This window comes from Ruegeria sp. CDSB117 (assembly GCF_059611005.1).
The window spans coordinates 14,047-36,848 of the sequence record NZ_JBXWOS010000019.1; the positions used below are offsets into that span (position 1 = coordinate 14,047).

Annotated in this window: 19 protein-coding genes, 1 tRNA gene and 1 pseudogene; 10 read left to right on the forward strand and 11 right to left on the reverse strand. The window is 57.7% G+C overall.

Annotated features, from left to right (window positions below; all coding sequences use genetic code 11):
- Positions 1-6 precede the first annotated feature (6 nt).
- From AC2FJC_RS18400 to AC2FJC_RS18410, 3 genes are read left to right on the forward strand one after another with little or no spacing between them, the layout of a single operon-like run.
- Entirely contained in the window at positions 7-924 is a 918-nt protein-coding gene (locus AC2FJC_RS18400; protein WP_496740646.1) for a dihydrodipicolinate synthase family protein, read from the forward strand.
- Between the two features lie 3 nt (positions 925-927).
- Positions 928-2,424: an aldehyde dehydrogenase gene (locus tag AC2FJC_RS18405; RefSeq protein WP_496740647.1), complete on the forward strand. Its 1,497-nt coding sequence runs from the start codon at positions 928-930 to the stop codon at positions 2,422-2,424.
- Positions 2,421-3,761, forward strand: a complete 1,341-nt coding sequence (locus tag AC2FJC_RS18410) for an NAD(P)/FAD-dependent oxidoreductase (RefSeq protein WP_496740649.1) — start codon at positions 2,421-2,423, stop codon at positions 3,759-3,761. Before AC2FJC_RS18405 ends, AC2FJC_RS18410 begins: the two co-directional genes overlap by 4 nt.
- Before the next feature lie 4 nt (positions 3,762-3,765).
- Here AC2FJC_RS18410 and AC2FJC_RS18415 read toward each other — a convergent pair whose 3' ends face one another.
- The 5 genes from AC2FJC_RS18415 to AC2FJC_RS18435 form a co-directional block, all read right to left on the reverse strand.
- The gene (locus AC2FJC_RS18415) at positions 3,766-4,500 is read right to left on the reverse strand and encodes an SDR family NAD(P)-dependent oxidoreductase (protein WP_496740651.1); all 735 of its coding nucleotides are present in this window, start codon (positions 4,498-4,500) and stop codon (positions 3,766-3,768) included.
- Complete coding sequence (locus tag AC2FJC_RS18420; RefSeq protein ID WP_496740653.1) at positions 4,497-5,228, reverse strand: SDR family NAD(P)-dependent oxidoreductase; 732 nt, start codon at positions 5,226-5,228, stop codon at positions 4,497-4,499. The genes AC2FJC_RS18415 and AC2FJC_RS18420 overlap by 4 nt, the downstream gene beginning before the upstream one ends.
- A gap of 11 nt (positions 5,229-5,239) precedes the next feature.
- Positions 5,240-6,343, reverse strand: a complete 1,104-nt coding sequence (locus AC2FJC_RS18425) for a mandelate racemase/muconate lactonizing enzyme family protein (protein ID WP_496740655.1) — start codon at positions 6,341-6,343, stop codon at positions 5,240-5,242.
- A 76-nt stretch (positions 6,344-6,419) separates the two neighbouring features.
- A complete protein-coding gene (locus tag AC2FJC_RS18430) occupies positions 6,420-7,967 on the reverse strand; it encodes a trimethylamine methyltransferase family protein (protein WP_496740657.1) in 1,548 nt (515 codons plus the stop codon).
- Between the two features lie 156 nt (positions 7,968-8,123).
- A complete protein-coding gene (locus AC2FJC_RS18435; RefSeq protein ID WP_496740659.1) occupies positions 8,124-9,950 on the reverse strand; it encodes a BCCT family transporter in 1,827 nt (608 codons plus the stop codon).
- Positions 9,951-10,506: 556 nt separating this feature from the next.
- On the opposite strand from AC2FJC_RS18435, the gene AC2FJC_RS18440 reads away from it, so the two are divergent.
- The 7 genes from AC2FJC_RS18440 to AC2FJC_RS18470 all read left to right on the forward strand — a co-directional run bounded on the left by AC2FJC_RS18440 (position 10,507) and on the right by AC2FJC_RS18470 (position 18,206).
- Positions 10,507-11,412 carry a LysR substrate-binding domain-containing protein gene (locus AC2FJC_RS18440; protein WP_496740661.1) on the forward strand — a complete coding sequence of 302 codons (906 nt, stop codon included), beginning with the start codon at positions 10,507-10,509 and terminating at the stop codon, positions 11,410-11,412.
- A gap of 99 nt (positions 11,413-11,511) precedes the next feature.
- Entirely contained in the window at positions 11,512-12,666 is a 1,155-nt protein-coding gene (locus AC2FJC_RS18445; protein ID WP_496740663.1) for an aromatic ring-hydroxylating oxygenase subunit alpha, read from the forward strand.
- Positions 12,667-12,725: 59 nt separating this feature from the next.
- The gene (locus tag AC2FJC_RS18450; protein WP_109310771.1) at positions 12,726-12,965 is read left to right on the forward strand and encodes a hypothetical protein; all 240 of its coding nucleotides are present in this window, start codon (positions 12,726-12,728) and stop codon (positions 12,963-12,965) included.
- 110 nt (positions 12,966-13,075) lie between these two features.
- On the forward strand, positions 13,076-15,496 hold the full coding sequence (locus AC2FJC_RS18455) for a GcvT family protein (protein WP_496740665.1): 2,421 nt from the start codon (positions 13,076-13,078) through the stop codon (positions 15,494-15,496).
- Positions 15,497-15,599: 103 nt separating this feature from the next.
- Entirely contained in the window at positions 15,600-17,069 is a 1,470-nt protein-coding gene (locus tag AC2FJC_RS18460) for a flavin-containing monooxygenase (RefSeq protein WP_496740667.1), read from the forward strand.
- Positions 17,070-17,073: 4 nt separating this feature from the next.
- A complete protein-coding gene (locus tag AC2FJC_RS18465; RefSeq protein ID WP_496740669.1) occupies positions 17,074-18,048 on the forward strand; it encodes an alpha/beta fold hydrolase in 975 nt (324 codons plus the stop codon).
- Positions 18,049-18,129: 81 nt separating this feature from the next.
- Positions 18,130-18,206: transfer RNA gene (locus AC2FJC_RS18470), tRNA-Met, on the forward strand.
- 207 nt (positions 18,207-18,413) lie between these two features.
- Here the strand turns inward: AC2FJC_RS18470 and AC2FJC_RS18475 are convergent.
- The 6 genes and pseudogenes from AC2FJC_RS18475 to AC2FJC_RS18500 form a co-directional block, all read right to left on the reverse strand.
- Positions 18,414-18,547, reverse strand: a pseudogene (locus tag AC2FJC_RS18475) (IS5/IS1182 family transposase); the annotation flags it as partial.
- Between the two features lie 153 nt (positions 18,548-18,700).
- Positions 18,701-19,396 carry an RraA family protein gene (locus AC2FJC_RS18480; protein ID WP_496740671.1) on the reverse strand — a complete coding sequence of 232 codons (696 nt, stop codon included), beginning with the start codon at positions 19,394-19,396 and terminating at the stop codon, positions 18,701-18,703.
- The gene (locus AC2FJC_RS18485; protein ID WP_496740673.1) at positions 19,393-20,088 is read right to left on the reverse strand and encodes an alpha/beta fold hydrolase; all 696 of its coding nucleotides are present in this window, start codon (positions 20,086-20,088) and stop codon (positions 19,393-19,395) included. The genes AC2FJC_RS18480 and AC2FJC_RS18485 overlap by 4 nt, the downstream gene beginning before the upstream one ends.
- Positions 20,085-21,209, reverse strand: a complete 1,125-nt coding sequence (locus tag AC2FJC_RS18490; protein WP_496740675.1) for a cobalamin-independent methionine synthase II family protein — start codon at positions 21,207-21,209, stop codon at positions 20,085-20,087. Before AC2FJC_RS18490 ends, AC2FJC_RS18485 begins: the two co-directional genes overlap by 4 nt.
- Before the next feature lie 10 nt (positions 21,210-21,219).
- Positions 21,220-21,822 (reverse strand): class I SAM-dependent DNA methyltransferase, encoded by a 603-nt coding sequence (locus AC2FJC_RS18495; protein ID WP_496740677.1) that lies wholly within the window; start codon positions 21,820-21,822, stop codon positions 21,220-21,222.
- Entirely contained in the window at positions 21,819-22,784 is a 966-nt protein-coding gene (locus tag AC2FJC_RS18500) for a cupin domain-containing protein (RefSeq protein ID WP_496740679.1), read from the reverse strand. Before AC2FJC_RS18500 ends, AC2FJC_RS18495 begins: the two co-directional genes overlap by 4 nt.
- Between the last annotated feature and the right edge of the window lie 18 nt (positions 22,785-22,802).

Consider the following 22,802-nt stretch of genomic DNA (forward strand, 5'->3'; position numbering starts at 1 on the left):
GACGGAATGAACCCGATTTTTAGATTTGAGGGGATCTATACCCCGGTGGTCACGCCCTATCACCAAGATGGCGGCGTGAACTGGGATGCCCTGTCCCACGTGATCGAATACCTGATAGAGAATAGTGTGCACGGGCTGATATCGGGCGGGTCAACGGGTGAGAACTATGCCCAGACTGTCGAAGAACGACTGGAACTGGCGTCGTTCACGCATAAGCAGTTGAAAGGCCGGTTGCCTCTGGTTGTCGGAACCGGCGCGATGCTGACGCCGGATTCCATCGCGCTGGCCTCGGGCGCGCGTGAGATTGGCGCGGACGCGATCCTGCTGGCCAGCCCACCCTATTCGGTGCCGACCGATCGGGAAAACGCCCTGAACGCGCTGGCCATCGACAAGGCCGCTGACTTGCCGGTGATGTTGTACAACTACCCGCACCGCACCGGTACGATGATGGGGGAAGAATTCCTTGACCGCGTGGGGCGCAGCCGAAACTTCTGCGGCATCAAGGAAAGCTCGGGGGATATCAACCGAGTGCATTTGTTGGCGAGGGATTACCCGCATATCCAGCTTGGCTGCGGCATGGATGATCAGGCGCTGGAATTCTTCGCCTGGGGCGCACCGTTCTGGGTCTGCGGTGGGTCGAACTTCCTGCCAGCCGAACATGTAGCACTATATCAAGCCTGCGTTGTCGAAAGGAACTTCGCCAAGGGCCGCCGCATCATGTCCGCCATGATGCCGTTGATGCGGGTGCTGGAACAGGGCGGCAAGTTCATCCAGACCATCAAGCATGGCGTCACCATGAACGGGATCGACGCAGGCGCGATGCGGCCCCCGCTAAAGGGGCTGAACAAGGATGACAAACGCGCATTGGAACAGGTGACGCGCGTGCTGAAGAAAACAATCGCAGATATCGTGGCGGAGGGCTAAGGCATGGAATTGCTGACACAGGACGAATACAAATCCATCGCTGCGGGCCTGACCTTGCCCACCGGGGCCTTCATCGACGGTGCTTACCGCCCGGCTATCTCGGGCAAGACTTTTGAGACGGTGAACCCCGCAACAGGTGAGAAACTGGCCGATGTTGCCGCTTGCGACGCGGCGGATGTGGATTTTGCCGTCGAAAAAGCGCGAGAGGCATTTGACGATGGGCGCTGGTCCAGAATGCACCCCTCGGATCGCAAGGACATACTGATCCGACTGGCCAAGTTGATGACCCGCAATGCCCGTGAATTGGCAGTGATGGAGAGTATCGACAGCGGCAAGACCATCTATGACTGCGAAACCGTGGATATCCCCGAAACGATCCATTGCCTGAAATGGCATGCCGAGGCGATCGACAAAATCTATGATCAGGTCTCGCCCGCCAGCGACGACCACATCGCCATGGTAGTTCGCGAACCCATCGGTGTTGTGGGGTTGGTGCTACCGTGGAACTTCCCGCTGCTGATGCTGGCGTGGAAGATCGGGCCTGCCTTGGCGGCGGGCTGCTCGGTTGTGGTGAAACCAGCAACCGAGACCACGCTGACCGCCCTGCGCCTCGCGGAACTGGCGATGGAGGCGGGCCTGCCGCGCGGCGTTCTGAACATCGTTCCGGGCGGCGGTGCTGATGTCGGTGAGCCGATTGGTCGACACATGGATATCGACATGGTCTCTTTCACCGGCTCGACCGTCACTGGCAAACGGTTCCTGACCTATTCGGCGGAAAGCAACGCCAAGGAGGTTGTGTTGGAGATGGGCGGCAAGAACCCGGCCATCGTGATGGATGACGCCGAGAACCTTGACCGCGTGGCGGCCCATGCCGTGAATGGCGCGTTCTGGAATATGGGTGAGAATTGTTCCGCCTCGTCCCGTCTGATCGTGCACAAGGACGTAAAGGCCGAGTTGCTGGAGCGGATAGCCCATCACGCGAAGCAGTGGAACATCGGTGATCCGCTGGACCCGGAAACCCGAATGGGTGCGTTGGTCAGCGAAGGCCACTACAACAAGGTCTGCGGCTACTTAGAGCAAGCCGAAAACGTGGTGATTGGTGGCAATGCCAACAAGGGTTTTGTCGAAGCGACCGTGGTCGAAGTGCCCGGCAATCACAGCACTCTGGCGCGCGAAGAGATCTTTGGTCCCGTTCTGTCGGTGATCGAAGTGTCTGGCTTTGACGAGGCCATCAAGATTGCCAATGACACCGACTATGGCCTGTGTGCTTCGATCTTTACGGCTAACGCCAAGCGAGCCATCCGCGGCGCTCGGGCGATCCGCGCCGGAACCGTGACGGTGAACAGCTTTGGCGAGGGTGACATCACCACCCCCTTCGGCGGCTACAAACAATCCGGTTTTGGTGGCCGCGACAACTCGGTCCACGCCCACGACCAGTACACCCAGTTGAAAACCATCTGGATTGATCTGGCCGATGATGCGGACGAGGCGATCGATTGACGGCCTATACTGCAAAACGGCTGCCAGGACAGACTGGGCCGGCGGGGTGGAACGCCATTCTGCCGCCCCAAACATCGCTCCCCCGACTTGAACAGAACATCTCTGCCGACGTCACAATTGTCGGTGGCGGGTTTGCCGGGCTGAGCGCTGCGCGCCGGCTGCATCAGGTTGACCCAGCGCTCAAGGTTGTTCTGCTAGAGGCCGGTCGTTTTGCCGAAGGTTCCGCTGGCCGCAATTCGGGCTTCATGATCGATCTGCCCCATGATCTGGCCTCGGACAATTACGCCGGAGACGGGCTGGAAGCTGACCGCGCAACCATAGCCCTAAACCGCCGCGCAATAAGATTTGCAACGAACGTGGCAGATGAATGCAACCTGCCGCAGGAAATGTTCGATCCATGTGGCAAGTTCAACGCCGCTGCCACACGAGTCGGGGACAGGCACAACCGCGAATTCGCCGCGCATCTGGACCGGTTGGGCGAACCTTACACGCTTTATGACCGCCAACAGATGCAAGAGATCACGGGTAGTCCGCACTATTCCTCGGGCCTTTATGCGCCCGGCACGGTGATGATCCAGCCCGCCGGTTACATTCGGGCTCTGTCCTCTCACCTGTCGTCACAGGTTGATCTGTTCGAAAACTCTCCCGTTACCGGCTTTGAAAAACAAGGCGCGGGATGGCGGGTGAAAACACCTGAAGCGCAGGTTTCGACGGGCCGTATCATTCTGGCCAATAACGGCCATCTGGAGAGTTTTGGCTTCTACGAACGCCGACTGATGCACATCTGCCTTTACGCGTCGATCACCGAGCGATTGACGCCTGAACAGATCAAGACATTGGGAGGCCAGCCCCGCTGGGCCGTCACCCCAGCCGATCCGATGGGCACGTCGGTCCGGCGCGTCTCGGGCAGTTATGGGGATCGACTGCTGGTCCGCACCTGCTCGACCTTCCACCCGACGATCGAGACCAGCCCCATGCGCCTGCGCAATGCAGGGTGGGTGCATGACCGCAAGTTTCGTGAACGGTTTCCGCATCTGCCCGATGTACGAATGGAGCATCGTTGGGCTGGAATGCTTTGCCTTAGCCGAAACGGATCAGCGGCGTTCGGAGAGTTGGACAAGGGCGTCTTCTCGGCCTGTTGTCAGAACGGTTTGGGAATTGCCCGAGGGACATTGCAGGGCATGGCAGCGGCGGAATTGGTCACGCAGGGCGGATCGGACATTGCAAATCATTTCCTGGCCCAACCGATGCCGCCGCGCCTACCACCCGAGCCGTTCGCATCTTTGGGTGCAAATAGCTATCTGATTTGGAAAGAGTGGCGTTCCGGCAAGGAATGACCTGTCAGGGCAGGCTGAGCTTGGACATACGACCCCCATCCACCGTGTAAATCTGACCGGTGACAAAGCTGGCCTCTTCAGACGCAAGAAACGCCACCACTGCCGCGACCTCCTCTGGTCGGCCAGTCCGGGCGACGGGATGGATGCGGCCAATGTCGCGGCGAAATGCATCCGGGTCCGGCTGAGCGTCGATGAAACCCATGTTCAGTTCAGTGTCGATCCAGCCGGGCGCCACCGCGTTGCAGCGGACCCCCTCCGTCCCGTGATCCACGGCGACGGCACGGGTCAAGCCGTGCAACCCGGCCTTGGTCGCACAATAGGCCGCATGGCCCGGATTACTGCCTAACCCTTCGATCGAGCCGATATTGACGATGTTTCCTTGCGTCTGCCGCAAATGAGGCAGCGCCGCCTTGATCAGCAAAAAAGGAGCCGTCAGGTTGACTGTCAGGTTGCGCTGCCAGTCCTCCAGGCTCGTGTCTTCGACAAGGGCTTCCTGCATCATGCCCGCGTTGTTGACGAGGATATCCAGACGCCCTGCCCGTTCAACGACTTGATTTACCACAGATTGCGGGCTGCTCGGATCACCAAAATCTGCCTCGATCCCTTCGAACCTGGGATCTTGCCCGCGTTGTGCGGTAAACACCTGCGCCCCGTCCTGACGCAGTCGATCAGCAATGGCCCGACCGATCCCGCTGCGTCCGCCGGTGACAAGGGCGGTTTTGCCATTAAATCGGGTCATGATACCGGCTTGCCTCCATTCACTTCCAGCAACGCACCGCACACATACCGCGACGCATCCGAGGCCAAAAACAGGATCACATCAGCTATGTCTTCGGGTTCCGCAATTCGCCCCAAGGGAACAGTCTGCCCCAGCTTGGCGACAGCTGTGTCCGGGTCGAAGCCACGCTTGGCAAAACCGGATCGCAACATAGGCGTGTTCACCTCGTTCGGGCAAACCGCGTTGATGCGAATGCCCTGATGGGCGTGGTCCATCCCCATGCATTGGGTCAGAGAGGCAATCGCGGCCTTGGTCATGCAGTAAACTGCATGGTTTGGGCCAGGACGCAGACCCCAACAGGATGCGGTGTTCACAATCGCCCCGCCTCCGTTCGCAGCCATTATCGGTATCGCAGCGCGGCAAATGCGAAAGGGGGCTTCGACGTTCACGCCCAGAGACAGAGACCAATCCTGATCCGAAGTTTCAGTGACGGCACCCCGCGTAATGACACCTGCGTTGTTAACAACAATGTCCAACCCGCCCAGCGCATCTGCTGCCCTTTGCGGAAGTGCATCGGCATAGGTCGCGTCCAGCAGATCACCAGGCAGATGGGCATCAGCCTCGATCCCGTCAGTCAGGCGGTCAGCAACGGCAACCTGCGCGCCGGCAGCACGTAGGCGGCGCACCAGAGAGGTTCCGATCCCCCCTGCAGCGCCTGTGACCAAAGCCGATTTTCCTTCAAACTCCATGATATGCTCCATCAGAAAGATGCGACCGGTGCGCCAAAGCGGGTTTCGTCGGGCACAACGCCCAACCCAGGCCCGGTTGGAACTTGGATATACCCACCCTCTATGCTGATTCCATTCTGGGCATCGTAGTTGCCTTCGATGTATGGCGCGGCCAGCCAAACACCTTCCAGCAGATCGGGTCGGACCGTCGCGCCAATATGCACGCAGGCCGCGGCGATAATGTCCCCGCCCCAACTGTCGTCGCAGGTATGAGGCAGATTGCGCGCCTCGCAGAGGTCTCGAAACGCGCGCATTGGCTGCAGGCCTCCAATCCGTGTGACTTTCATACCAAACCCATCCACCAGGCCAGTGCCGACCGCTGAGATAACCGTGTTCAGATCGGTGGAGTTCTCGTCCATGTAGATCGGATGACCAAGTTGTGGCCGTATCTTTTGCAGGTCCTCAATCGTGTTGCAGGGTTGTTCCATGACAAACGGGATATCCGGGCATTCGCGACTGACGCGCAATGCATCGCGGGTTGTCCAACCTCGGTTTCCGTCCACGGCCAAGCGCATTCCGGACCCGTCAATGACCTCCCACACTTTGCGGATGGTTTCGATGTCAACCTCAACCGGACGACCGCCAACCTTGATTTGCAGTCGCGGATAACCTTCAGCCAACTTTCCTGCTGCCAGTGTGGCGATGTCAACCGGCGCCCCAACACCAGTCGCGTAATACGACGGAACCTTGTCCACTTCGGCACCGCCGAGCAGTTCCGATACGCTGACCCCAAAATGCTTGCCCAGCAGGTCATGCGCTGCAATGTCGATGGCCGCTTTGGCATAGTTGTGGCCGTTTAGAAGACCATCCATCCGACGGTGCAGCCCCAGCAGCGAAACCTCGGCGCCTAGCAACCCATTTGCCATTTGGGCCAGAGCGGCACGCGCACCAGCGGCGTGTGCCTCGGCATACGTGGGGCCAACCGGGCAAGTCTCTCCCCATCCGACCAATCCGTTGTCGGTCACCAACTTGACCAGTGTGGCGTCCAACGCCCAGACCTCGGCGTTGGCCATTGTATAGGGGCCGTTCTTGACCGGCAGATCGTGGCTATAGATGTGAATTTCGGTAATTTTCACTGCAGATATTCCATCGTGTCTTGAAAGGAAAAAACCCGCCCTGGTGTCGGGCGGGCAAGTCTCGGGGGAGATAATCCTAGTAACTCTGGTTCAGCTCGTCAGCCGCCGGGATCTCGCGCTCGCGCCGGGCGATGTAATCCAGCAGGGCTTCGTTTTTCGCCTCGTCCAGTTTGGGTTCCTCATATTCGGCCAGCAACGCGCGTGCGCGGTTCAGGGCGCGTTCCGTGATTTCGACACTACCTTCGGCCTGCCATTGTTCGATCGAGTTGTTGTCGAACAGTTCAGGCATGAAGAAGGCGCTCTGGAAATTGTCCTGCGTGTGCGGATGTCCCAGATAGTGCCCGCCGGGCCCGACATCGGGCACTGCTGCAAGAGCTTGATCAAAATCATCCCATCTCGGCCCCTCAGCCATGCGATAGGCCATCGCGCATTGTTCGGCGTCGACGATAAACTTGGCCACGGAACAGTGCATCCCGGCCTCATTCCATCCGGCTGAATGCCAGATGTAGTTAGCGCCCGCATGCATGACTGCCTGCAAGGTGGTGGCAGATTCATATCCGGCCTGGGCGTCAAAGGTTTTGGCACCACCCAGCGTGTTCGAAGTACGCCAAGGGACGTCATAATGCCGTGCCATCTGACCGATCATGAAGTTCATCAGGCTGATCTCGGGCGTACCGGCCATCGGTGCGCCAGACTTCATCGACACGGTCGACAGATAGTGGCCGTAGATCGCCGGTGCGCCCTTGCGGATCACCTGCGTATAAGCCAGTGCGCTCAGCGCCTCGGCATTCAGCTGCGCCACAGTGGCCGGAACAGATGCGGGCGTGTTGGCGCCCCCCAGAACGAAGGGTGAGCAGAGCACCGGCTGATTGCGACGGCAAAAGGCCCGCAACGCACCAAGCATGGTTTCATCCCACACCAATGGCGAGTTGCCGTTGCAGTTACCGGTGGTCACCGGGTGATCCTCAAGGAATTCCTCGCCGAACAGGATGGCACACATGTCCATGACGTCTTCGGCATTCTTGGGTGAAGTGGTCATGCCCATGAACGTCTTGTCAGAGTGTTTCATCGACGAATAGGTGATGCGCAGGTGCCGTTGACTGATCGGATGGTCGTAGGGTTCCACGATGTGATGGGCCGAGGAATGCAGCGCGGGCATCATGTGACTGAGTTTGTGGAACATCGCCAGATCTTCCAACAACGGATTTCGGCGCACGTCGTCCAGATCGCGCAGAAATGGGGCGCCGGTCATAGGCACAAAGATCGAGTGCTTACCGCCCAGCCGCACATTCTTTTTCGGATCCCGCGCGTGATATGTGAAGTCGCTGGGTATGGTGGCGATCAACTCGCGCACCAACCCGCGGTCGAGGTAAACCAGCTCGCCATCGACTTTAGCGCCGACCTTCTTCCAATCTTCCAGCGCGATGGGGTCTCGGAACTGAACGCCAACGTTCTCAAGGATGTCCATCGAGGCACTGTCTATGCGTTCGACTTGAGCGCCATCCATCACTTCACACAAGGGGATGCCTCTGGTCAGGCCAGGCAGCATTTCAAAGTTCGGGGCAGTGCGCAGGGCGCGGCGGGCAGAGCGTCCGCCCGAGCGTGTCGCAGTACGAATGTTCACGGGGCAATCCTCCAATCTTGCTGGTCAGACTGACGGATTCGGCGCCGGCGCACCTCACTGATTGCGATATCTGTTTGCAGGAAACGACATGGACACCCGGAACGAAAAACGCCGCCCCCAATGGGGCGGCGTCTGTTTTGGCATTAAGACCTGCGCTTATTCTGCGGCCTGCGTGCTAGCATCAGTGTGCTTGTCGCGCCGACCATCACGATAGAGCGCCTTGGTCAGCGAAACCATCATCAGGCCCATCACGATGGTAAAGGGCAGAGCACCGATGATCATCGCATTGCGCAACGCGTCCATCGGGTTGTTTTCACCAGCGGCCAAGATCAGCGCACCGATCACAGCTGTCAGGATAACACCCCAGATGATACGGTGCTTGACGCCGGTTTCCTGGCTGCCACCGGACATGATGGTGTTCATAACCAGAATGCCCGAGTCCGCAGACGTCACCAGGAAAGTCATGATCAGGATCACACACATGACGTTCAGCATGGACAGAAGCCCTCCGTCGATCATGTAAGAGAGCGTCACGAACAGCTTGTTGGTGTTCGATGCGCCAATGATCGCGCCTTCAGCTGCACCAGCCAACTCCAGATCAATCGCAGTACCACCCAGAACAGTCATCCAGGCAAAGCAAACCAGCGCCGGCGCCAGTACGCAGCCCAGAATGAACTCACGCACAGACCGACCCTTGGAGATGCGCGCCAGGAACAGGCCCACAAACGGCGAGAACGCAATCCACCAAGCCCAGTAGAAGGTGGTCCAGCCCGACTGCCAGCCAAACTGACGGCCTTGCTCGCCTGCGGCGTAAACAGCCGCCAGCGTCTCGTCACTCAACTCAGCCGCAGCACCTTCAAGACCGCTCTTAAAGCCGTCAAAGCTGCCCCATGCGTTGGTTGCGCCACCCACCAGATCAGCCGCATGCGCCTGCGCTTCTGCAGGCAGAGCCGCTGCAAACGCTTCGGTCGACAACGGACCGTATGCACCAAAGCTCAGCGAGAGGAAGTGCAGAAGGTAGTCAAACAGTGCTGTGCCATAGGTTGTCATGGCGAATACGAACGAGCCGAATATCACAAAGGTGCCCAGCAGGATGATCGACAGAACAAGGTTCAGGTTCGACAGGTATTTAACACCGCGACCAACACCCGAGACCGCCGAAATAATCGACAGACCCATGATGACAACCAGACCCGCGATCAGACCAACTTTGCTTGGCGTGGGTACTTCACCACCAAAATCCATGATCCATTCCATGCCGGTGATTGCATACAGACCGTCGATGAACTGGCTGACACCAAACCCGATCGTAACGGACACACCCAGGATCGTTGCAACAACGCCCAGAACGTCAACGACGTGGCCGAGAAAACCGTTCATCAGACGACCGAAAAGCGGGGTAAGAGCCGCGCGAATGGTCAGAGGCATGTCACGAGTATAGGCGTAGTAGGCCAGCGACAGGCCGGTCACCACGTAAATTGCCCAGGCATGAAAGCCATAATGCAGGAAAGTATACCGATACGCGGATTGAACGGACTCTGGATCATTGCCTGCAACTGCACCGGCCACGACTTCGGGGTTCGATCCCCACAGGCCCAACGGTTCAGCGGTGGCAAAAACCATCAGGCCGACACCCAGACCCGCTCCGAACATCATCGAGAACCAGGAGAAGTTCGAAAACTCGGGTTTTTCGCCCGCTGTTCCCATAACCCGCTTTCCGGTCGTTGGAAGGATGGCAACAATGACGAGGAAGATGACAAACAGGCCGACAATGACCACGTAGAAGCTGTTGAAGACTTCCAGCAACTTTCCGTTCCAGCTGCCAAGTGTGCTATTGGCATTGGCCGGAAAGACAAGTGCCCATAGCACAAGGGCAACCATGATGCCCTTACTGATTAGGGCGATTGGGACGCTGTAATTTTCATAGAATCCGGCATCGGCCGTTTCTATCTCTAGATCCGTAAAGGGTTCGGGTATCGACATGTTGCTCCTCCGTGGTGCTGTATCAATTGCGATACTGTCTCTGCACTTCACGCTATTCGCCCAGTCGCCTCGAACGATGGGGAAGGTGCTGCAGCAGACGTATCGGCTCTTTCTTGTCTCGTTTCTGTGTTTCAGAAATGCGGCACCGCCGCATGGTCTTACGCCTTCTGAGTTGCATTGAATTCAACACACCGTGCAATCAGGCGATACTCGGTCTTACCAACTGGGAATGGGTTCGCGCCTCCTTCACGTCCCCTTTCGACCTTTCCCGTTTGTCAGTTCGGGACATCATTGTGTCGCAGTACCGTCTTGCGACGCCCGGAAAATTCTCTCGAAAAGCCCGAAAAACACAAAGTTTGTTGGTAGAACTGACTATAGTGGCGCTCCGTTCAAAATTCGGCCAGAACCGACGCATTGACGAAAAATGCGACATCCGCCTTTAACTTGAGCCAGAAAAACATCAAATCATCAAAAGCGCTATAGCTTTCACCTTCAAAAAAACTAAAACTGAGTTGATAAAAATTAAACTAACCCGAAAAACGATTCACCAGCTTCCATGTCCAGACGCCACTACAACCTGCCGCCGCTGACAACCTTGTCAGCTTTTGAGGCCGCCGCCCGCCACCTGAGCTTTAAGAACGCCGCCGTTGAACTGTCCGTTACACCCGGTGCGGTCAGTCACCAGATCAAGGCGCTAGAAGGTGATCTGGACACACCCCTCTTTCAACGCAAGCACCGCGGCGTTGATCTGACCGAGGATGGCAAGGCTCTTTATGACGCACTGTCCACGTCCTTCGGGCGCATCTCGAAAACGCTGAGCATGATCCGGGACAGATCCACCGCCGGAAAGGTGACTGTAGGATCGACAACCGCGGTTGCCGCGTTGTGGTTATCTCCGGCTGTCATTCGGTTCTGGCGGGATATGCCCGATGTCAATGTTGATCAGCTGTCACAGGATCGGCCTTTTCGCGATCGTCCAGACGTCGACTTTTTCATTCGCTACGGTCGGGACACCGATCCGAACCTGTCACATACGCCGCTGTTTCGCGACCAGCTTGTCCCGGTTGGAAGCCCCGAGATGGCAGAGAGGCTGGCGGATACCGGTCTTGAAGATTTGACGTCTGAACGGCTGATTCATCTGGATTCAGAAGACCGTACCTGGACCACCTGGCCGGAATGGTTTCAGCAGCTAGGGTACAATGGCACAGTGCCCATTGAATCCCGTGTCAACAGCTATTCAGTCGCGCTGCAGCTTGCACGCAAGGGAGCGGGGCTGGCGCTGGGTTGGCAGCGGCTGATCCAACCCATGCTGCAATCAGGCAAACTGGTGCCGATTGGCACGCATCAAGTGCCCGCTCCGAACCAGTTTTATTTGGTCGGGCGACCTGATGAAGAACTCTCAGACAGTGCCCGCGCCCTGAAGAACTGGATCGTTCAGGAGGTTCAGGAAGGTTCGGTTTAGGTGAAATCACTCTCTGATGAGCTTTTCTGATATTGAGGCAAGCAGGTTCGATCCGCCAATAGGGATTAATAGCATCCAGCAAAACCTCAGGAGAGCCCGATGAACAAGCATAGCGCGCTGTCTTCCGTTCTGGCCGATGTAAATGTCGCAAATGGCCTGCCGAACGAACACTATGTCGACCCGGCCGTTTTCAACGAAGAAAAACGATCTGTGCTGTATGCCAACTGGTCCGGCATCGGGTTCGGCAAGGACGTACCAGAAGAAGGTGATGCAAAGCCGGTCGATTTTCTGGGCATGCCGCTGCTGATCGTCCGGGACAAGGACGGCGAGGTTGGCGTTTTCCAAAACACCTGTCGCCACCGCGGGATGATCCTGGTGGACACGCCGCGCAAAATCGGCGGCGCGATCCGCTGCCCCTATCATAGTTGGTGCTACAGCCTGAAAGGCGAGCTGCGCGCAACCCCGCATGTGGGTGGTCCCGGCCAGAACAAGCACGAAGACGTCAATCGCGAAGACCTGGGTCTCGTTCGCGTACGCTCCTATGTCTGGCGGGATGTGATCTTTGTGAATGTCGATGGCAATGCGCCAGAGTTCGAAGAGGTCCACGGCCCCCTGCTGGAACGTTGGAAGGAATTTGAGAAACCCGTCTTCCACGGCGGTGAAACGTCCTCATTCAAGCTTGAGGTCAAGACCAACTGGAAGCTTGCGGTCGAGAACTATTGCGAAAGCTATCACCTGCCATGGGTGCATCCCGGTCTGAACAGTTATTCGCGGCTGGAGGATCACTACAACATCGAAGAGCGCGGTCAGTATTCGGGCCAAGGGACCCTGGTTTACCGCCAACTGACAGATCAGGACGGCGCAACCTTCCCGGATTTTGACGGGCTGAGCGACAAGTGGAACGAAGGCGCAGAGTATATTGCGGTTTATCCAAACGTTCTGTTGGGTGTGCAACGCGATCACGTATTTGCCATTGTGCTGGAGCCGGTCGATCAGGAAAACACCGTCGAACATATCGAGCTGTACTACGCCAAAAGCATTGATGACACTCCGCAGCATGATGGACTGCGTGCCTCGAACGCGCAGCTGTGGAAGACGGTATTCGAAGAGGATGTCTTTGTGGTCGAAGGCATGCAAAAGGGCCGGCATGGAATGCTATTCGATGGCGGTCGGTTCTCGCCCGCGATGGACGGCCCGACGCACAACTTCCACCATTGGGTCGCGACGCAAGTTGAAAACGGCCGCGCGGAGTAACCCTTTTGGATTGTTCAGCCGCCGGGTGGCTGACCGGTTGCCCGTAGAAGGGGACGCCCATGGACAAACAGGAGCTGGATCGCCTCTTGCTGGACGCACATGATCGAAATGATCATGCCGATCTGATCCGATGCTATACGATAGCCGCGGATGAGCATGAAGCGATGCAAGACATCGACGCCGCCTGTTTCTACCTGACACATGCCTTCATTTTCGCGCTGGAATCCGGCGCGCCCGAAGCTGATGCGCTGAACCAACGGCTGGTCGCATATGGCCGGGCGCATAAGCTAGATTTCTGAGTTTAGCCTCAGATTAAAATCACTCAACCCAACTTGAAATTTATGTCCGTTGCCGATGCCATTACGATGATGACACATGGCCGCGGGACCAACTTTGATACGGCAGGCTCATGAAAACGAATGCACAGGCGGTGGTGATTGGCGGCGGGGTGATCGGGTGCTCGATCCTCTATCATTTGACCAAACTGGGATGGTCGGATGTGGTGCTACTGGAACGGGATGAGCTGACGTCAGGCTCGACCTGGCATGCGGCGGCGAACATCCACGGGCTGCATGACAGCACCAATATCAGCCGCATTCAGCACTATACGATGAACCTGTACAAAGAGCTTGAGGCCGAAACCGGCCAAAGCTGCGGCGTGTTCCAGCCTGGTTCGCTGTATCTGGCGCAGACCAAAGAACGCGAACATCAGCTGAAGTTGCAGGCCGCTAAGGCCAAGCTTTACGGCATGAACTTTTATGAGATCAGCATCGAAGAGGCCCAACGACTGAACCCGTTGGTCAACTACGATGGCATCCGCTGCGTGATGTACGAACCTGACGGCGGCAACGTGGACCCTTCGGGCGTCACAAATGCCTATGCGGTGGGCGCCCGGCAACGCGGAGCCGAGATCCATCGATTTACCCCCGTCACGGCGACTGACCAGCAAGAAGATGGCACTTGGATCATACGAACACCCAAGGGCGACATCCACACCCCTTGGGTCGTCAATGCCGCCGGTCTGTGGGGGCGCGAAGTCGCCAAACTTGCCGGAATTGAGCTGCCCCTACAACCGACTGAGCACCAGTATTTCGTGACCGAAACAATGGCGGACGTGGCAGCGCGTGGCACCCGGCTGCCCTCGGTCAGTGATCGTGACGGCGAGTATTACTTGCGGCAGGAAGGTCAGGGCCTGCTGGTTGGCGCCTATGAAAGGGACATGAAATTCTGGGCCGAGGACGGCACGCCACTCGACTTCGCGCATGATCTCTTCCCCGACGATCTGGAACGGATCGAAGAGAATATGATGAACGCCATCGAACGTCTGCCCGCCGTGGGTGAAGCCGGTATCAAGCGGGTTATCAACGGGCCGATGATCTGGTCGCCCGACAGCAACGTGCTGATGGGACCAGTGCCCGAGGTCGACGGCTATTTCTGTTGCAACGGTATCATCCCCGGCTTCTCACAATCTGGCGGCATGGGCCTGATGGCGGCGCAATGGATCATCGAGGGTGAAACGCAGTACGATATGTTCGCCTGGGATATGGCTCGGTTCGATGACTGGGCGACGAAAGAGTTCACAATGGCCCGCGTTCAGGACCAGTACGCCCACCGGTTCGCGATCCACTTCCCGAACGAGGAACGCAGCGCAGGCCGCCCAGCGCGCACGCGCCCCATCTATGACACGCAAGCTCAAATAGGCGCAGTGTTTGGCCTGAACGCAGGGTGGGAGCACCCCTTGTGGTTCGCGGATACGCCAGGAACCAAAGACACTAATGGCTTTACCCGTCAGAACTGGTGGGAACCCGTGGGTGAGGAATGCCGGATGCTGCGTGAGCGCGCGGGGATCATCGATATCTCGAACTTTGCCAAATATGTCTGCAAGGGACCGGGAGGCGAGGACTGGCTGAATGCTGTTTTCACCAACACCATGCCCAAATCGGTCGGCAGGTCCTGTCTTACGCCTCTGATCTCGAAACGCGGGGGCATCGCCGGGGACTTCACTGTAACCCGTGTGGCCGATGACGAGTTTTGGATCATCGGATCCGGATTGGCCGAGCGGCATCACAAACGGTTCTTCAAACAGGTCCCCCTGCCCGATGGCACCACATTCAAAAGCCGGACCGAGGCCGTGTGCGGGTTCAACGTCGCTGGCCCAAAATCGCGCGAGTTATTGCAGCGCCTGACCAATACCTCGCTGGCCACCGAGGATTTCCCCTTCATGCGATCCGCCCAAATCGAACTGGCTGGAATCGAAGTACTGGCCCTACGGGTTTCGTTCACGGGTGATCTGGGGTGGGAGGTGCACTGCGCCACCGAAGATCAGGCCAGCCTGTACGACGCGCTGCTTCAAGCCGGTCAGGAGTTCGGCGCGGGTCCGGTTGGCAGCCGGGCGTTGATGTCTTTACGTGTCGAAAAGGGGTATGGGTCGTGGAGCCGCGAATACAGCCCCGAATACTGGCCGCATGAGGTAGGTCTGGATCGGTTGTGCAAGTTCGGCAAAGACTTTCTGAACAAGAACGCAACCGAGGCCGTTTTAGCCAACCCAGCCCGCGAACAGCTTGTCCTTTTGCAACTGGATGAGACCGACACCAGCGCGTCGAACGCCGACGCGACTGGCGGTGAGCCAATCTTCAAAAATGGTCAGGGTATCGGCCGCGTGACCTCTGGCGCTTATGGTTATTCCGTCGGCATGTCTCTGGCGCTTGGCTTTGTAACCGATGCCAAAGCAGGGGATGAGGTCGAGGTGATGGTATTGGGACGTCCGCACAAGGCGACCATTCTGTCCGAGCCGCCTTTTGATCCAAATGGCGAAATCCTACGCGGCTGAATAAACCGTGAACCGTGCCTGACCCTACGGGAAGCTGTTCTCACGCAATCCAGCACCTATAGTCTGACCCAACCATATCGGTCCTTTTGGGAGGGACGAGCGCATGGACTATCAAACCGATATGCTGATCGTCGGCGCCGGGTTTTCCGGCCTGACGATGGCGATTGAGGCCCGCAAACGCGGCATCAAGGACATTGCGATCCTTGAAAAAGCGAATGAGATTGGCGGGACTTGGCGTGAGAACACCTATCCCGGTGTCGCGTGTGATATCCCATCGCACCTCTATTCCATGGCAACGCATCTGAACCCGGACTGGAGTCGGGCCTACGCGGGCGGCGCTGAAATTCAGGCCTATCTGAAAAAGGTCTGCCTTGATGAGGGGATTTACCAGCTTTGCCATTTCGGTCAGCAGCTGAAATCTGCCCGCTGGGACGGCATGCGCTGGCAGGTGGAAACCGAAAGTGGGCAGCGCTGGTCGGCGCGGTTTCTGGTCTCGGCCATAGGGGCGCTGCATCTGCCCAGCATCCCCGATTTACCCGGTGCGGACAGCTTTCCCGGGCCTTGCTTTCACTCTGCCGAGTGGGATCACGACACGTCGCTTGAGGAAAAACGCGTCGCAGTTGTCGGAACCGGCGCATCCGCTGTCCAGTTTGTTCCAGAGATTGCGAAAACTGCTGCACACGTCACAATCTTTCAACGCAGCGCGCCCTATGTCCTGCCCCGCCCGGATGGACCAATCGCGCCGTGGTTACGCCGCCTTTACCGCAGCATCCCGGTGTTACCTTGGGCACGCCGGAAACTGATTTACATTGTCTTCGAGTATCGCCATCGCGTGTTCCGCGGCGAAAAACGGATGGTAAATTTTGCCATGAAGATGTGGCGCAAATCGTTGGAAAGCGCGATCGCCGACCCAGGCTTGTGCAAACAGCTGACGCCGGACTATAGGATCGGTTGCAAACGCATCCTCAGCTCAAACGATTGGTACCCGGCACTGGCGCGTGAAAACGTGACGGTTCTCCCGCACGGTGTGGCATCAATTGAGGGCGATCAAATCATTTCATCTGACGGAAGCCGTACACAGGCCGACGTTCTGATCTGGGGCACCGGGTTTCATGTGACAGATGTTGTTGAGCGCCTCGACATAACGGGATCCGATGGCTTGACACTGCGCCAGGCATGGTCGGACGGGATGAAAGCACATCTGGGCACCGCCATCGTAGGTTTCCCCAATTTTTTCATCTTGCTCGGGCCACATACTGGCCTCGGTCACAACTCGGTTGTGCTGATGATCGAAGCACAGGTTCGCCACATCGGCCGAGTGCTGGACCAGATGAACCGCGACGGACTACTAATCATAACACCCCGCCCGGACTACCAGGAAGCCTTCGAACAGGAGATGCGCGAACGGCACGAAGGCAGCGTATGGCAGGTGGGTGGCTGCGCCTCATGGTATCAGGATGCACAGGGCCGGAACACGACGCTTTGGCCTGGGACCGTTTCAGAGTATGAAAAGCGCATGGCGCAATCCGGGCTGGAACAATACCAACCTGCCCCTTTCTCAGGCGGAAAGTGATGAGATGACCACAATTCTAGTTATCGCCCTTCTGGTCGGCGGCTTCTTTGTCGGCATGAACCTGTGGACCCGGCGACTGACCCGGCAGGGGTTGCAGCGCGTCCCGCAACTTGGACAGATTGTCCCGGTGCGCGGCGGCAGCATTCATTACGTGGAAATGGGCGACCCCACTAAGCAGACAGTCATCATGATCCACGGGCTTGCGGGGCAGTTGCAGCATTTCACCTATTCTCTGATGGACCTGTTGGCGGACGACTATCACGTCATCGCAGTCGACCGCCCTGGCTGCGGATACTCAACCCGCGATAGCGCCGATCTTGGGCGCCTGCCCGAACAGGCCCGCATGATTCAAGAGTTTCTGGACACCAAAGGCATTTCCAACGCCGTTCTGGTCGGGCACTCATTGGGCGGGGCCGTATCGCTGGCCATGGCGTTGGAACACCCGGAGAAAACCAAAGCGCTCGCTTTGCTCGCCCCGTTGACGCAAAAGCTGTCGAACACGCCGCAAGTTTTCAAACCATTGGAAATACGTACCGAGTGGTTGCGCAACTTTATCGGCAACACGATCGCTGTCCCCATATCGGCTAAGACCGCCCCGCATACATTGGGAGCCGTTTTCTATCCGGAACCCGCGCCAGATGACTTTCTGGACCGCGCCGGCGGTGCGCTGGGGTTGCGCCCTTCGGCCTTCATTACCGCGTCGCAGGATGTTGTAGGGGTGGATGAAAGTATCGGAGCCCAGGTAGACCGCTATACCGACTTGTCCGTACCCGGCGGCATTCTGTACGGGTCACGGGACGCCATTCTTTCACCTGCCGCCAACGGTGCCCCCATGACCCGGTTCGGATTGAGCGACGAACAGATCGAAGGGTTGGGCCATATGATCCCGATCACCGCACCCGACGCCTGCGCGGCCTTCATTCGTAGAATTGCTGATACTCCTGGGGTCGCCGCACAACAGGCAACCAAAGCAGATTGATCGGGGCAAAAATAATCTCCGTAAGTCGGTGTTTCCCCCTTGACCCTTTCCGGCCCCTCGCTTAAATCGCCTCTCACTCATGGCGGAGTAGCTCAGTTGGTTAGAGCAGCGGAATCATAATCCGCGTGTCGGGGGTTCAAGTCCCTCCTCCGCTACCAAATCCCCCAAATAACCATTTCAATAAAAAAATATTTTTTTGATATCCGATGCTATCCACCATCATTGTTCCATACTTTGTGCGGAAATTCCCTTCCAAACTCCGGAAAAAATTTGACACTATGTGTAGCGCGGCGGCAGCTTTCAGACAATTTGGTGGGATTTTCCAGGCAAACTATGACTGACGTGTCCATAACGAAATAGCCGAGCGGTCGGTAGGCTTCCGACGCGTCTCGCCAGCGCAACCCATTGCGTCTGACGAAGATAATCCCGCTCAACACCCGCTTGTCATATAACCGAGGCTTGCCGTGCGGCTTCGGGAAAAAGGCGGGAGCTTGGCCATCTGCTCGTCGGTCAGTCAATAAAGGTAGCTCATGTCACCGCTCAGTTTTCCGAACCGTGAATCATCCAGCGCAGCAAAAATCAATGCATCCTGACCCTAGGTGTAAATCATCGGATCCACCCCATCGGCATTCATACTCTCAGTCTCATACAATCAGACCCTGGCTTTTTCGAAAGCCGCCCAAGCGGTCTCAAAAGCATCAAAATCAAACTCCGGTTGGCGGGCTGCATCCAAGACGATGCGTTCTGTCACCAATAGTTTTTGGATTGCGGCTTCTAGCTGATCAACGACATCACCGGGTACAACCAACGCGCCATGACGGTCGGCGTGCACCAATTCGCCAGGATTAACCGTCAGGCCAAAAACAGAAACCGGTGTATCGATCTCGCGGACGTGGACGAAACCGTGGCTTGGCCCGACGGAACCTGCCACGACCGGGAACCCCTTGGGTAAGTCGCCCAGATCCCTCATGACGCCATTGGTTACGACTCCGGACATACCAAAACCCTTGTGGACGGATGTATTGATTTCACCCCAATAGGCTCCGACGCTATCCGGAAAATCCATATCCTCGATCACAGCGACGCACGGATTGGGAGCTTCGGCCATGTATTTGTAATAGGCCATGCGCCGGGCCTTGATGACGTCAGGCGGCTCAGTCGGCGGATTGACCGCCGCGATCTTGGCCGTACGGGCATAGCCGACGATCGCGGGCTCTTCGGGCGCAGAACACAGCATGGTACCGCGCGTAAAATCGTCGAACCCGCGCTTGCCCTGTGCCACTTCGATGGCATTGCAGACCGTGGGGGTGTCGACCTTGCGAAGCAGGGACAAAAGGGATGGCGTCATGTGTCCTCCAACCAGCGGATCAAGGCCGCTGTGGTTTTTTGGGGTTGTTCCAATGTCGGCAGATGCCCGGCGCCTTCGATGATCTCCAGCGCGCTGTCTGGCAATAGATCGTGCATCAATTGGTGGCGTTCCACGGGGCACAGCCGGTCTTCTTGCCCACACAGGACCAAAGCCTTTCCCGTGTAAGCTGTCAGTGTCGCGCTTTGGTCCGGGCGATCCATCAGCGCCTGCGATTGGCGCAAGAACACGTCAGGGCCCAAGTCGGTGGCCATTGCCATGCACAGGTCCAGGATAGCCCCCCGGTTGGGCCCGTCGGACAGGTAACTGGGCTTCATCTCGTCCCGCATTACCGACCTCAGATTGCCGTCGCGAACCGCTGCAATCTGGGGCGCGCGGCGGGCTTTGACCTCTGGCTTTTCAGCCAGTGGATTTGTGTCGAGCAATGCCAGGCGCGAGACACGTGCAGGGGCCTGACGCAATACTTCCATGGCCACGATCCCCCCCATCGACAAGCCAGCCAGCGCGAATTCAGCCGGCGCATTTTGCAGAATGTCATCTGCCATGGCTTGCACGCTGTCGTGTCGCGACAACGGGAAAGTCATCACCGGCATCCTGCCTGACAGAGCGTTGATCTGCGGGCCAAAAAGGCGGGCGTCACACATCATGCCCGGCAAGAAGATCACGGGTATCATGCCGAGGCCAGCTTGGCCCCCTCAGATAGCGCGGCCAACTTGGCGTAGGCGATCTGAGGGTCAACCGCGCCGAAGCCCGCAAAGGTGCCAAAGCCGCAATCGCTGCCTGCTATCACCCGGTCCGCGCCGACGATTCCCGTGAAACGTTCGATCCGTTGGGCCACAAGCTCGGGATGCTCGACGAAATTGGTGGTGGTGTCGACCACCCCGGGGACCAGAACCTTGTCATCTGGTATCTCAGATTTTCGGTCACGGAACACGGTCCACTCGTGGGCGTGACGCGGGTTCGAGGTCTCAAAGAGGACATAGCGCGATTTGGTCGCCATCAGGGTGTTGAACACCTTGTCCATCGCAATGTCGCAGCAATGCGGACCCTCATAGTTGCCCCAGCAGATATGCACCCGCACGCGATCCTGCGGGACGTTCTGAAGCGCGTGGTTCAGCGCCTCGACATGCATATCGGCGATTTTGACGAACGCGTCGTCTGAAAGGTCTGTGAACAGCATATGGCGCGACAAGGCCAGATCGGGACAATCCAGTTGCAGATCCAGACCAGCGGCCACGATGGTTTCGTATTCCGCCTTCATGGCATCGGCCAGCGCCGCCAGATATGCCTCACGCGTGGTGTAGAAATCGTTCTGCAAAAACAGAGAGATCACGCCCGGGGACGCGGCATTCATGAAACCGCGCTCGACCCCATGCTGCGCCATAGCCGCTTTGAGGTTGGCGATGTCCTTCTCTAACTCGCCCTGCCCTTTTGATCGCACTTCTCCGGTGCACATTGGTCGGGCGTATTGCGGCGTGCCGCCGTCATTGGCCAGCCGCTGCAGAAAGCCGGGAAACATCTTCAAATCTGCAGGCGCGTTTCGAGGGCTGTCACCGGAAAACCCGGTGTAGCGGTCCTTGACATAAGTCGCATAAGATATCTTCGAAGTCTCTCCGTCACTGACTATATCAACGCCAGCTTCGACCTGTTTGCGCACCGTTTCAGAGACTGCGGCAGCCATGCACGCGTCAAACGCGGCTGCTTCATATGGTTCATCGTTTTCCCTGACAAAGATAAGATCCACGACGTCCTGTGTTCGGGGCAAAGACCCAACATGTGTGGTTTTTACGGCCATAAAGACCTCCTTACAGTTTTCGTGCCATCAGCACAGTATGGCTTTGGGTTTCAGGGTCTTCGGCCAAAAAGCCGGTCAATTGCAGCCCGCTCTCTTCTAGGCACGTTGCATAACCGGCCGGGGACAACGAGGCGTGATAGACAAGCTCTGACCCCACTGTGCCGCTGACTTCTCCTTCGCGTGGACCCACGGTCAACATCAGCATTCCACCGTTATGTAAATGACGCGCCATGCGGGTGATGCAGCCCTTCTGCTCATCTGATGTCAGGTGAAAGAAACTGTTCCAGGCGATGATCCCATCGAATTGCTGATCCAGCTCAAAATCCCGCATGTCAGCTTTCCGCCAATCCCCGTCCGGCCAGCGTTCTTTGGCGATGTTCAGCATGGCTGCGGAAAAATCGACACCCGTGACATCAAACCCTTCGGCCATAAACCAGCGCGCAATGGGATCGCCTGTGCCACAGCCCAGATCCAGTACGTGGTCACCCGGTTTGAGGCTGGCCGTGAAGCGCGCCAGCCAGCGCGCCTCGAACAGGGCTTTTGAGCGGCGCTTGTCATACTCTGTGGCTTGCCGCTCATATATGGCTTGGGTGTCGTTCGGGTCTGCGCTCATCCTGTCCAGGTCGCTCCTGCCGGTTCATCGGTTGCAGTGATCCGGTACAGGCCCGCCTGCCCGGTCATTGATGGCTGAACGCTATAGGATTCACCGGGTAAAACCAGAGCCGTGTCACCTGTCGAAATTGTGGTTTCGTGCCCGTCGATCGAGATATGCCAGTGACCGCTGGCTGGCATGAGAACCACAGGTTTATCCGCCGCAATCGGTTCGGTCACAGAGGACCCCCGGCCAAGGAAGTCTACCGCAAACCCCGGCTTATCCTTGATCAGCCCGCTCTCACCAATTACCTGCGCAGGCTTATTGGCCGACAACGCCATCAGATCCCAATACCGTGCAACATATTTGCCGACGACATCCTCAACCGGAACCTCAGGATAGCCCTTCAACTGCTCTTCGGTCAGCAAGGGCATTGGGCGCACATTATGAGGCAGCTCCTGCCCTTTTTTGGAGTCGTACAGGACGCCATTGTCGCCCAGCATCAGACCATGCGCCTGCGCATCTTCGATGACCTGCGGGGCCCACGTGACGCCTCCGCCCGCGTCGTCTCCGCCCAGGATTGCCATGATCATACCGTAGTCCTGGCCAACATTTTCGAAACCACGGAAGATGCCGGTCGGGATGTTGAAAATATCACCCTCCTCGGCGATGAACTCACCGGCGGTGCCATAACGGCCCCAGAAAAAGCGCCAGCGTCCTTTGGCAACAAAGAAAACCTCGGCCGTTGTGTGGCTGTGCAATGAGTTCCGGCATTTCGGCGGCTGACCCGCGGCACCGATGTTAAAGCCGATCTTGTCGGTGATGTGCACGTGCTGATCCGGAGATTCCGAGACGCCACCGCCGATGATCGTGAAATTCTCTTTCTGATCGCTGCCCGGCGTATGGGCATCGATAAATGCGGTTTTACAGGGTTGGAGCTCGCCGTAGCGGACAATGCGGGAAGTGATGGCTGACTTGGTCATGACGTATGATCCGATTTT